This is a genomic window from Photobacterium chitinilyticum, from assembly GCF_004104355.1.
Taxonomy (GTDB): domain Bacteria; phylum Pseudomonadota; class Gammaproteobacteria; order Enterobacterales; family Vibrionaceae; genus Photobacterium; species Photobacterium chitinilyticum.
This window is the reverse complement of record NZ_RJLM01000004.1, coordinates 53,817-65,277: the sequence shown is the minus strand read 5'-3', so window position 1 is coordinate 65,277 and position 11,461 is coordinate 53,817. Positions and strand designations below refer to the sequence as shown.

The window sequence follows — 11,461 nt, the reverse complement described above, 5'->3', positions numbered from 1 at the left end:
AGTATGTGTTCAGTATTCGGTATCTTAGACATTAAAAGTGATGCAGCAGCATTACGCGAAACAGCGCTGGAAATGTCCAAGAAAATGCGCCATCGCGGTCCTGACTGGTCAGGTATCTATTCTTCGGAAAAAGCTATTCTAGTGCACGAGCGCTTGGCTATTGTTGACCTCAATAGCGGTGAGCAACCTCTATACAACGAAGATAAAACACATGCACTTGCGGTTAACGGTGAGATATACAACCACAAAGAATTGCAGGCTGAATTTGCACCCGACTACCCTTTCCAAACGGAATCTGACTGTGAAATTATTCTGGCACTTTACAAAGAAAAAGGACCAGAACTGCTTGATTACCTCAACGGTATCTTTGGCTTCATCCTGTATGACGAACAAGAAGATGCCTACCTAATCGGCCGTGACCACATTGGTATTATTCCGCTATACCATGGCCACGACGAACACGGTAACTACTATGTCGCTTCCGAAATGAAGTCACTGGTACCAGTTTGTAAAACCATCAGCGAATTCCCTCCAGGCCACTTCCTGTGGAGCAAGAAAGGCGAGCCAGTTCGTTATTACAAACGCGACTGGATGGAATTTGACACTGTTGCCGAGGCAGAGACCGATAAAGTCGCACTGTCAGATGCACTAGAAAGTGCCGTCAAACGACAGCTAATGACAGATGTTCCATACGGTGTGCTGTTATCCGGCGGCCTGGACTCATCAGTAATCTCCGCTATCACCAAAAAATTCGCTGCTCGTCGTATCGAAGATGACGAACAATCTCAGGCATGGTGGCCGACACTACACTCATTCGCTATCGGCCTTGAAGGTGCTCCCGATCTGAAAGCTGCGAAAGTGGTAGCTGATAGCATTGGTACCGTTCACCATGAACTGACCTATACGGTACAAGAAGGCCTAGATGCAATTCGTGATGTGATTTACCACATCGAAACCTATGACGTCACTACCATTCGTGCATCGACCCCAATGTACCTGATGTCACGTAAGATCCGCGCGATGGGGATCAAAATGGTACTTTCAGGCGAAGGGGCGGATGAAGTCTTCGGTGGTTACCTTTACTTCCACAAAGCACCAAACGCGAAAGAGTTCCACGAGGAAACCGTTCGCAAACTACTGGCCCTGAACATGTTCGACTGTGCCCGAGCCAACAAATCCATGGCAGCCTGGGGGATCGAAGCACGTGTTCCTTTCCTCGACAAAGAGTTTTTGGAAGTGGCAATGCGCCTGAACCCAGAAGACAAGATGTGTGGTAACGGTAAAATGGAGAAACACATCCTCCGTGAGTGTTTTGGCCATTACCTGCCAGAATCTGTCGCATGGCGCCAGAAAGAACAGTTCTCTGATGGCGTAGGTTACAGCTGGATTGACTCTCTGAGAGAGCTCGCCGACGCCAAAGTGACCGAGCAACAACTTGAAACTGCGAAGTTCCGCTTCCCGTATAACACGCCAACTACCAAAGAAGGCTATATGTACCGCGAGATCTTCGAAGAGCTATTCCCGCTGGAAGATGCCGCGAAATGTGTCCCAGGAGGCCCGTCAATCGCTTGTTCAAGTGCCAAAGCTATTGAGTGGGACGAGAGCTTCAAAAACAGTGCAGACCCATCAGGCCGAGCTGTTGCCGCCGTTCACAATGAAGCTTATGAACAAAAAGCTTAACGGCCCAGTTATCATCTAAATACTGAAACGAGAGCCATGAGCTCTCGTTTTTTGTTATTGCGCTATCACTCTGCGAGCAAAGCCCTTGCTCCTCCTCTTTTCAAGGGGAGGCAGGGAAGGGTTAATTTCACCAAACCTCACCGCAACAACCCCTCCAGAGAAGCAACCCCATCTAACTTCCCCTTCTATCAACTTCCTCGCTCTCCCAGCCATCATCGAACAAGGGGAAGAACTGGTTCAGCACTAACACTCTGCGAGCAAAGCCTTTGCTCCTCCCCTTTTCAAGGGGAGGCTGGGAGGGGGTATCAAGCTCCTAAAAACAAAAAAACCGCCTTCCGGCGGTTTTTATTATTCTCGATACTCGGTTCTTACGCCTCGCCCCTAGGGCTTAACGTTCCCAGTATGCTTCTTCCAGGCTAACTTCACGCTCTGGCAGACCACGAGACAGACGTGGCGAATGCTGGGCCAGTACTTCATAACTCACACGGTTTGAATATAGGCAAACTTGGGAGAACGACGAATAAGTCAGGAAGTTATGCTGGTGCTTGCTCGACTTCGGTACATTCTCTCTGTGGTAGCGATTGGCCGACATATCGTGCAGTAGTGCAGACAGTGCGCCGTCACCGGCACCATTGGTGTTCTTGATGCGCTCTGGACCACCCATGTACGGAGCAATGTGAGAATACACTTTCAGCGGATTCTCACAATCATTTTTCAGCATTGGACGACTAAACTCATAGCGATTGAATTCAGGGATATCACCCGGCAATAATGGCAGGCTCGTTTCACGCTTAGCTTCATCTTCGGTATAACCGGCCGTATACAAACCAACAGGACCTGCAGTGCACAGAACCAAATCTACCCATTCCAGGGTTTTTTCGGATGCAACTAGCGGATCCGCCTCTCCAGTTAATGCTTCGGCTTCATCTTCGTTCATCGCAACAACAGTCACATGATCACGTAGGAAGTCACGCCACCACTGCGGATCGTCTTCAATAACGAATTTGGTTCCCAATGTTAGTACCACAGGCACATCGTGCTTTTTCGCATACTCAATGGCACGCATCGTTGCTTCCGGCATCGGATCGCCTTCTTTGCAGCGCACCAAGTAGGCAGTCAGCACCAAGGCCGATGCACCCTTGAATACCGTTTCAGGTATGCTGCTCGGATCCAGCTGGTTCATTCGACCTTCATTGATGGCAAACGTACGCTCGCCTTCTTTCGAGATCAACGCGAAACAACGACCAATAGGACCATGTACAGGCTGAAGGTGGTTCATATCCATACGGCTTGAGGTATTGCAAAGATAACGGTATGCATAGCTACCTATTTCGATATCTTTGCTCATAACACCAAGCAATACTGATTTGTCGTCAGCCAGTACAGAGTAATTGTGCAGGGTATTGCCAATCGTGCCACCAGCAAACTCATGGCTGATCAGATCATTTTCTTTCAGCTCTTGATACAGCGCTTCTGCTTTTTCATCAGAAATGACTAGCGAGTGGCCTTTACTTAGCTCATAGCGTTCCAGGAATTCATCATCGACACACGCTTCAATATCCACCAGAGTCTGGTCGATCCCCACTACATGGGTTCGCGCAAGGCGCTTTTCTTGTTTGGCTTGACTGAGAAGAGGATCGCGCGCATGTACAGGGAAGTAATGCTTTGATTTTCGTTGGCCTGGAAATTTCATGTCAATGAGCTGTTTGGTTGAGAAATTTTTGCGGATTCTATCACAGAATATAGAACAGAAAAGGAAAAGCTCTCACAGTTTTTGAGAGCTCATGCTTTTTAATAGGAAAGTTTTAGGTACAACCTTTACATCATTTTACCAGTTCTGGCTGTACTGCCTGACAATCTGGGCCATCATTTCAATATGTGCAGGGTTGTCGTTAAGACATGGGATCAAATTGAACTGCTCTCCTCCGGCCTCGATAAATGTTTCTTTACACTGCTCGGCGATTTCTTCCAGCGTTTCAAGGCAATCGACTGAGAAAGCCGGACACATCACATCCAGCCGCTTCACGCCTTTTTTAGCCAGCTCCACGATAGTTTGTTCAGTATAAGGTTTTAGCCACTCTTCTCGGCCAAAGATTGACTGGTAGCTCATGCTCATCTGCTCACGTGGAATACCGAGCTTCTCAGCTAACAGCGCAGTCGTGCCGTTACAATGCAGCGGATATGGGTCACCATTATCTGCATAACGTTTGGGAATACCATGATAAGAGCATAAGAGGTAATCCGATTTGCCATGTGTATCCCAAAAATCTGTTACCGACTCGGCCAGCGCAGCAATGTATTGCGGATGCTCAAAATAGTGATTAACAAAGCGTAATTCGGGAATTTCGGCCTGTGATCTAAGCACCTTCGCCACTTTATCGAAAACTGCAGCTGTAGTCGTTCGCGAATATTGCGGATAGAGCGGCAAAACCAGCACTTTGCTGCAGCCTTGCTGCTTCAGGCTATCCAGGCCGGATTCAATAGACGGGTTACCATATGTCATACCCAGCTCGACAGGCACATTCAGCATATCTGCCAGTCGCTGCTGCTGACGGCGAGAATACACCATCAACGGAGACCCCTCTTCCATCCAGACCGACTGGTACAGCTTGGCGACTTTGGGAGAGCGAACAGGCAGGATCACACCATGAAGAATTGGACACCATAACCAGCGGGTCATATCAACGACTCGTTGATCATGCAAAAACTCAGATAAAAAGCGTCTTACAGCAGCAGGCGAGGCCTCATCCGGAGTCCCTAAATTAACCAGCAATACACCATATTTATTATTTTTTTCGCTCATACTTTCCTTCGCGTTTCTGTCATATCCTGACTGTTCACAACTTTAGCAGCTTTCAAAAATCATGCCTATAAAAAACGGGTTAGCTCGAAAGCTAACCCGTCTGATATGCTTTGTTCTGTACGAGGTGCGATTAAGCGAGTGCTTTTTCCAACTCTGCACTTACTGCTGCAACAGGCTGAGTACCGTCAAATTTAAGGTACTTAGTATTGCCGGCTTCAGCTTCTTTACCGTAGTAAGCGATCAGCGGTGCTGTCTGCTCATGGTAAACACCCAGGCGAGCACGTACTGTCTCTTCTTTGTCGTCATCACGAACAACAAGATCTTCACCTGTTACGTCATCTTTACCTTCAACCTTTGGCGGGTTGTAAATAGCGTGGTAAGTACGACCAGAAGCCAGGTGAGCACGACGGCCAGCCATACGCTCTACGATTACATCGTCAGCAACGTCAAATTCAATTACGTAATCAACAGCTACGCCAACTTCTTTCAGGCCGTCAGCCTGAGGAATTGTGCGCGGGAAGCCGTCTAGCAGGAAGCCTTTTGCACAATCGTCTTCAGCAATACGCTCTTTAACCAGACCTAGGATGATATCGTCAGACACCAACTGTCCAGCGTCAATTACTGATTTCGCTTGTTTACCTAGCTCAGTACCAGCTTTGATCGCCGCACGTAGCATGTCACCTGTAGAAATTTGAGGAATACCAAATTTCTCCATGATGAATTGTGCCTGTGTACCTTTACCTGCACCTGGAGCGCCCAGAAGAATGATGCGCATCTTGATCCCCTTTAAATAAAATGGAGTTTTGCAAAAAAAAAGAAAAATACACTGATTAGCCTGCAGTCGCAAGCCCGGCACTATGGCCGAGCCTGGATTACATGCGTTATCAGAATACTATTTGAAGCTGATAAAAGAATCGATTAGACATTAGTCAAACCGATTTCTACCGGCAAATTTATGCTAGCAATTTATTAACAGCAGCCAAAAACTGTGACGGATCTTCCATCGAACCACGTTCCGCCAGCATCGCCTGACCTAGCAGCATTTCGACCCAACGGCCGAACGCTTCCTCATCAGGTTCATCGGCCATCTTATTGACCAAGGCGTGATCCGGATTAAGCTCGAGAATATACATCACTTCAGGTGCATCATGACCAGCAGCTGCCAGTAGTTTGGCCATTTGCGTGCCCATCTCATTTTCATCAGTGACCACAACAGCGGGCGTATCCTGTAATTTGAATGTCGTACGGACATCCTTCACACGATCGCCAAGGTAGGATTTCGTACGCTCAACCACTGACTTGAACGCTTCTTCCGTTTCTTTGTGCTTCTCTTTCTCTTCCTCGTTTTCAAACTTGGAAAGATCCAGATCCGCTTTGGTGATCGCCTGGAATTGCTTGCCGTCAAACTCTTGCAGATGCCCCATCAACCACTCATCGATACGGTCATGCATCAAAATAACTTCAAGGCCTTTGGTACGGAACTGCTCAAGATGCGGGCTGTTCTTCGCGGCACTGAAACTATCGGCAGTCAGGAAGTAAATCTTATCCTGGCCTTCTTTCATACGTTCAACGTAATCAGCCAGCGAAACAGTCTGTTCTGCCGTTTCGTTATGTGTTGAGCTAAAACGCAGCAGGTTCGCGACTTTCTCGCGATTAGCAAAATCTTCGGCTGGCCCCTCTTTTAGCGCTTGGCCAAACTCATTCCACAGCGTCTGATACTTCTCTGCATCATTTTTCGCCATGCGCTCCATCATCGTTAGCGCACGCTTGGTGCACGCCTTGCGCAGCGCCTGAGTCACCTTGTTGTCCTGCAGGATTTCACGCGATACGTTCAATGGCAGATCATTCGAGTCAATCAGGCCACGCATAAAGCGCAGGTAAGAAGGCATAAACTGCTGGGCATCGTCCATAATAAAGACACGCTGAACATACAGTTTCAGGCCGTGCTTGCTATCACGGTTATTCATATCCCATGGTGCTTTCGCCGGAATATAAAGCAGGCTGGTGTAGTCCTGATTGCCTTCAACACGGTTATGGCTCCATGCCAGCGGCTCAGCAAAGTCATGGGAAACGTGGTTATAGAATTCTTTATATTCTTCGTCACTGATCTCAGATTTATTACGCGTCCAAAGTGCCTGAGCCTTGTTGACCTGCTCCCACTTCGTGCCAGTATCCTTGCCTTCCTCGTCACGCTCTGTGGTCATAATATGGACAGGAATACCGATATGATCCGAGTACTTACCAATAATGTCACGCAGACGGTGCTCGCTCAGAAATTCTTTTTCATCCTCACGTAAGTGCAGGATAATTTCGGTACCACGGCTCGCTTTTTCAATATCTTCTACTGAATAATCGCCTTCACCACCAGAATGCCAACGTACTGCCTGATCGACAGCGGCACCTGCTGCACGAGTATTAACCGTAACCGAATCAGCCACAATAAACGAAGAATAAAAACCGACACCAAATTGGCCAATCAACTGGGAATCTTTTGACTGATCGTCGCTAAGCTTGGCAAAAAAATCTTTGGTTCCTGATTTCGCAATTGTACCCAGATGTTCAATAACATCGTCACGGGTCATCCCAATACCGTTATCATTAATGGTCAGGGTACCGGCATCAGCGTTAAATGACAGCTTTACGCCCAAATCGGCATCATTCTCATATAAATCAGGCTGCGACAGCGCGCGGAAACGTAACTTATCAGCCGCATCAGAGGCATTAGAAATCAACTCACGTAAAAAAATCTCTTTGTTCGAATACAGTGAGTGGATCATCAGATGTAACAGTTGCTTCACTTCCGATTGGAAGCCACGTGTTTCCTTATTTTTATGGGGATTTTGCTCGCTCATTTTAACTCCGTAACTAGTCGTATTACGTAATCCATAACAGTTAATTACATACATATGGTCAAAGTACGGGTTTTCAACCTAAAATACCGCTTTTATATTATTTATATATTTTCAGCCTGTTCTTTTATATTTTTTACATTCAGACATGATTCAGGGAAATCATGCTATATAAACAGCTAAACTGTACCCTTGGTGCTAAAAATGAATAAAACATCAAATAAATATTTGATTGGTCAGAGATTCCTCTTTGACCCCTATGACAATAGCTTGATCGACAAATCAGAAAACGATGAACTTACTCGACTAGGCAGTAATGAAAGCCGTGCATTAAGCCTGCTTATTGTCGATCCTGGTGCGATCATTACCCGTACCCGGCTACATGACTATGTATGGCGAGAGCAAGGCTTTGAAGTTGATGACTCTAGCCTGACTCAGGCAATATCCACGCTTCGCAAAGCGCTGAAAGACTCTACAAAATCACCAGAATTTATCAAGACAGTGCCAAAGCGCGGCTATCAGATGATTGCCAATGTCAACGAATTTGCTGACAACCCTATACTTGTCGAAGCACCAATAAACAACATCGATACTGACGCGGTTACCTCAGAACCTGGCGGTAGTGATCTTGCGCTGGACAGTCTTAATACGGCTTCCAATATCAGCCAATTTAAAGCAGAAAACATCTCTGCTGTAAGTAAAAAAGGGTCAAAAACAGCCATCTTGAAACTGCTGGCTTTGGTGGTTGCCTGTCTCTTACCGCTGCTGGTTAACATGAGCTTCCCACCTAAGTCTGAGGCATTTAAGCCCTTGTTGACCGTTAATGGCGTTCAGGTGCTGACACCGATAAAGCATCCTGACATTGTGCTGTGGAAAACGATGATTTCTAGCTGTGTGGAAACCTATCTTGAGCATCATCAAGGCGATGCCCGCCCGCTCGAAGTAATTGCAACAGGTGGCCAAAGCAACCAGTTATGGTTGAACTATATCCACGCGACCTCGGTGCCGGGCGAAAATGTCACTCTACGTTTACTCACTAGCCATGAGGATAATACCAAGCTATGTCAGTAAAAAATAAAAACAGCCATTTGCCGACCTTTTTTAAGCAATATTGGGCGCTTATCATTTTGACAATGTCGGCCATTTTCAGCTCCTGGCTTTATTTCTCCAGTGACTACAAGCAAGAGCAGCTGCTGATGTCCCGTGAATGGCAATCAACCTCTGTTAGTCGTATTGAATCCATGCAATTGGATCAACTAGGTATGTTACGCCGTGTCGAACAGAGCAGCCATGTCGTCTACCTGCCGAATAAGACCTATTCGCGTATTACCTTGCTGAAGCTGTTTAGCGACAGTGACAAACCTCTTACCCTGCATATCTCCGAATCAGGCAATTGGGATATCAGCGGCGGCTATCTGCTCACTGAGCCGCTCGAGTTCAAGGATATTACCTCCGGACAAAACGAAGACTTCCAAAATCACCACTTGACGATTGTAAAGCAGGTATTCCGCATGGATGCCCAGCAAAGCCGCCGTATTGATATCATTAATAAAAAATCACTACTGCTTACCAGCCTCACTTACGGCTCGAATATTCTTTATTCGCTGTAAAACCTTGGCAGTGAGTACCCAGATTCAAATTGAGAGTTTCAAAGAAAAAAGGGGAAGCGCAAGCTTCCCCAAAAAAACAATGAACATTCCTTGCGATAAAATTACTTAAAAATACACTCTCATACCGATGGTGAATGCACTGTCATCACTTCCAGCCGTTTCATCATCAAAACTCTGATCGGCATATTCCGCATAAGAAACGACGCTGTCATTTAGCCAGTAGTCAGCACCAATAGTGTACTGGTTCAGCTTGTCGTCTTGGGTATCAAAGTCTACGTAGTCATAGACGCCGTACAGACCGATCCCGACAGGCAGATCGTAGCGGGCCATCGCACCGATACCGGTTTGCTCGTCTCCCGCAAAATCATAGTCTGAGTACATTGCCGCTAGTGACAAACCTTGAACCTGGTAGGTTGCGTTCAGGGTCCAAGAAGTATCGTCGTCACCTCCGTAAGTCACATCCCTCTCGGTACGCTCGGAGTACGTGTAGGTAGCCGACAAACCAAGACCAAAATCAGACTCCCAGGCAACACCTGCGGCGTATGCCTGATCAATTTCAACGTCGCCAATCGCTGGTTCGTCATCGAATTCCTGACCGGTATGGTACTGCGCCATCACTGTCAGCCCATTGACATCAATTTTGTACTGAATACCGTTAGTCAACCGATCGGTTGCAGACCAGTCATTCTTGATATTGGCAGTACCGCCGTATTCCCAAGTGATATCGTACTGACCAGCGATTGAATCCTGGATCGCTGACATGCGGCCGATACGAACCTCACCGAAATTGCCGCCAACAGCTACCGAGCCGAACTTCAGAAAGTTGTCATCGTCGTTGCCGTCACCATCTTCCGGGATAAGATTCATTTCATACAGTACATCTCCATTGACGTACATGTTATTGTCCAGGAAGTAAGTCAATCCCAGACCTAGCTCCGTCCCCTCTCCAGTGAACGTACTGTCCGCTCCCATATGACCATTATCAGTTGTTTCATAACGGGCACGGAGGTTACCGTATGCATTAACTGAAAGCTCATCTGATTTATAGACTTCTGCCGCCATTGCCGATGCGCTCGCGACAATGGAACCAATTACTGCTGCTACTACTGTCTTTTTCATATCAACTCCTAATAACCTGCATATGCTTTTGGGCATGAATGTCAGGTGATGGTATTTGTATTTTTATTCCATGCCTTGATTACCTAATCGCAGCCTGTTCACCACTCGGCGTGATGAAATCGGTACGTTCAAATAACCTCCCTGGCATTTCTGCTCTATCCGAGATGACAATATTAAATACCGAATAACAATGAGTTATGAAGAAAAACAGCCTTAAATGTTATTTATATAGTTATTGTTAGAAAATAACCTGAGGTAAAAACTAAAATCGACTACAAATAACTCAAGCAGCTAAAAGTAAAGATATAACCTATTGAATTTAATGAGTTTGATTTATTATAAACAAAAAAATACCAACTAACGGTTATAACCGTCAGTTGGTATTGATCTCGCTTGATTAATATATAATCACACGAGTACTTTAATAAAGCTTATGCCGCCCGGCAATCGAATGAGACAGTGTCGTGCCATCCACGAGCTCCAACTCACCGCCAACGGGAACACCGTGTGCAATGCGGGTCGCTGGGATATCATACTCGCTGCAAAGTTCGGCAATATAATGTGCAGTTGCCTCCCCTTCGACTGTCGGGTTCGTCGCCAAGATAAGCTCGGTTATCGGTTCGTTCTGCAATCGAAATTCCAGGGTGTCCAAGCCAATATCTGACGGACCAATACCGTCAAGCGGTGACAGATGCCCCATCAACACAAAATAGCGACCTGAAAACTGTCCAGTCGATTCAACGGCTACAATATCCGCCGGACTTTCAACCACGCAGATTTGACCGTTTTCCTGACGGCGAGGGTTCGCGCAGATCGCACATACATCCTCTTCCGTGAATGTACGACAGCTCTGGCAATGACCGATTTCCGTCATTGCCTTGCCAAGGGCATCAGCTAACTGCAAACCACCCTGGCGATTACGCTGCAACAAACTAAAGGCCATACGCTGTGCTGACTTGGGGCCAACCCCAGGCAGACAACGCAAGGCCTCCATTAGCTGTTCCAGTAGTGGACTGGTACGCATTTGATTAGAATGGCATCTTGAAGCCAGCAGGTAGATTCATACCACCTGTTACACCGGCCATTTTCTCTTTCTGTGCTTCTTCGATACGACGTGCTGCATCATTAAATGCCGCCGCAATCAAATCTTCCAACATATCTTTGTCGTCTTCCATCAAGCTGTCATCCAGCTCAACACGACGTACACTGTGGCTACCAGTCAGAGTCACTTTCACCAGGCCAGCACCAGACTCGCCAGTTACTTCCATGTTTGCGATTTCTTCTTGCATCTTTTGCATGCGCTCTTGCATTTGCTGCGCCTGCTTCATCATGTTGCCCATACCACCTTTACCAAACATATACTCTCTCTCTATTGGTCTGGTTGAAATATATTTGCTTAT

Annotated in this window: 10 protein-coding genes; 3 read left to right on the top strand and 7 right to left on the bottom strand. The window is 46.7% G+C overall.

Going from position 1 to position 11,461, the window contains the following annotated elements; all coding sequences use genetic code 11:
• Positions 1-3: 3 nt before the first annotated feature.
• A complete protein-coding gene (asnB, locus tag EDI28_RS11370; RefSeq protein ID WP_128783996.1) occupies positions 4-1,680 on the top strand; it encodes an asparagine synthase B in 1,677 nt (558 codons plus the stop codon).
• A gap of 388 nt (positions 1,681-2,068) precedes the next feature.
• Here the strand turns inward: asnB and EDI28_RS11365 are convergent, their stop codons facing one another.
• From EDI28_RS11365 to htpG, 4 genes are all read right to left on the bottom strand, one after another.
• Positions 2,069-3,373 carry an inosine/guanosine kinase gene (locus EDI28_RS11365; RefSeq protein WP_128783995.1) on the bottom strand — a complete coding sequence of 435 codons (1,305 nt, stop codon included), beginning with the start codon at positions 3,371-3,373 and terminating at the stop codon, positions 2,069-2,071.
• A gap of 135 nt (positions 3,374-3,508) precedes the next feature.
• Positions 3,509-4,483: a ferrochelatase gene (hemH, locus tag EDI28_RS11360; RefSeq protein ID WP_128783994.1), complete on the bottom strand. Its 975-nt coding sequence runs from the start codon at positions 4,481-4,483 to the stop codon at positions 3,509-3,511.
• Positions 4,484-4,613: 130 nt separating this feature from the next.
• Positions 4,614-5,258, bottom strand: coding sequence for an adenylate kinase (gene adk / locus EDI28_RS11355; protein ID WP_128783993.1), 645 nt, complete (start codon positions 5,256-5,258; stop codon positions 4,614-4,616).
• A 178-nt stretch (positions 5,259-5,436) separates the two neighbouring features.
• Entirely contained in the window at positions 5,437-7,335 is a 1,899-nt protein-coding gene (gene htpG, locus EDI28_RS11350) for a molecular chaperone HtpG (RefSeq protein ID WP_128783992.1), read from the bottom strand.
• Between the two features lie 201 nt (positions 7,336-7,536).
• Between htpG and EDI28_RS11345 the strand changes: the two genes are divergently transcribed.
• Together EDI28_RS11345 and EDI28_RS11340 are read left to right on the top strand one after the other, a co-directional pair.
• Entirely contained in the window at positions 7,537-8,403 is an 867-nt protein-coding gene (locus EDI28_RS11345) for a winged helix-turn-helix domain-containing protein (protein ID WP_128783991.1), read from the top strand.
• Entirely contained in the window at positions 8,394-8,942 is a 549-nt protein-coding gene (locus tag EDI28_RS11340; protein WP_128783990.1) for a regulatory protein ToxS, read from the top strand. The genes EDI28_RS11345 and EDI28_RS11340 overlap by 10 nt, the downstream gene beginning before the upstream one ends.
• Before the next feature lie 105 nt (positions 8,943-9,047).
• Here the strand turns inward: EDI28_RS11340 and EDI28_RS11335 are convergent, their stop codons facing one another.
• From EDI28_RS11335 to EDI28_RS11325, 3 genes are all read right to left on the bottom strand, one after another.
• Positions 9,048-10,061 carry a porin gene (locus tag EDI28_RS11335; protein ID WP_128783989.1) on the bottom strand — a complete coding sequence of 338 codons (1,014 nt, stop codon included), beginning with the start codon at positions 10,059-10,061 and terminating at the stop codon, positions 9,048-9,050.
• Between the two features lie 421 nt (positions 10,062-10,482).
• Positions 10,483-11,085, bottom strand: coding sequence for a recombination mediator RecR (gene recR / locus EDI28_RS11330; RefSeq protein WP_128783988.1), 603 nt, complete (start codon positions 11,083-11,085; stop codon positions 10,483-10,485).
• A 4-nt stretch (positions 11,086-11,089) separates the two neighbouring features.
• Entirely contained in the window at positions 11,090-11,419 is a 330-nt protein-coding gene (locus EDI28_RS11325; RefSeq protein ID WP_128783987.1) for a YbaB/EbfC family nucleoid-associated protein, read from the bottom strand.
• Between the last annotated feature and the right edge of the window lie 42 nt (positions 11,420-11,461).

Coding starts and splice junctions, on each gene's coding strand:
- EDI28_RS11325 (WP_128783987.1), bottom strand. CDS start 11,419: ATGTTTGGTAAAGGTGGTATGGGCAACATGATGAAGCAGGCGCAGCAA.
- EDI28_RS11340 (WP_128783990.1), top strand. CDS start 8,394: ATGTCAGTAAAAAATAAAAACAGCCATTTGCCGACCTTTTTTAAGCAA.
- asnB (WP_128783996.1), top strand. CDS start 4: ATGTGTTCAGTATTCGGTATCTTAGACATTAAAAGTGATGCAGCAGCA.
- hemH (WP_128783994.1), bottom strand. CDS start 4,483: ATGAGCGAAAAAAATAATAAATATGGTGTATTGCTGGTTAATTTAGGG.
- EDI28_RS11365 (WP_128783995.1), bottom strand. CDS start 3,373: ATGAAATTTCCAGGCCAACGAAAATCAAAGCATTACTTCCCTGTACAT.
- EDI28_RS11345 (WP_128783991.1), top strand. CDS start 7,537: ATGAATAAAACATCAAATAAATATTTGATTGGTCAGAGATTCCTCTTT.
- EDI28_RS11335 (WP_128783989.1), bottom strand. CDS start 10,061: ATGAAAAAGACAGTAGTAGCAGCAGTAATTGGTTCCATTGTCGCGAGC.
- adk (WP_128783993.1), bottom strand. CDS start 5,258: ATGCGCATCATTCTTCTGGGCGCTCCAGGTGCAGGTAAAGGTACACAG.
- recR (WP_128783988.1), bottom strand. CDS start 11,085: ATGCGTACCAGTCCACTACTGGAACAGCTAATGGAGGCCTTGCGTTGT.
- htpG (WP_128783992.1), bottom strand. CDS start 7,335: ATGAGCGAGCAAAATCCCCATAAAAATAAGGAAACACGTGGCTTCCAA.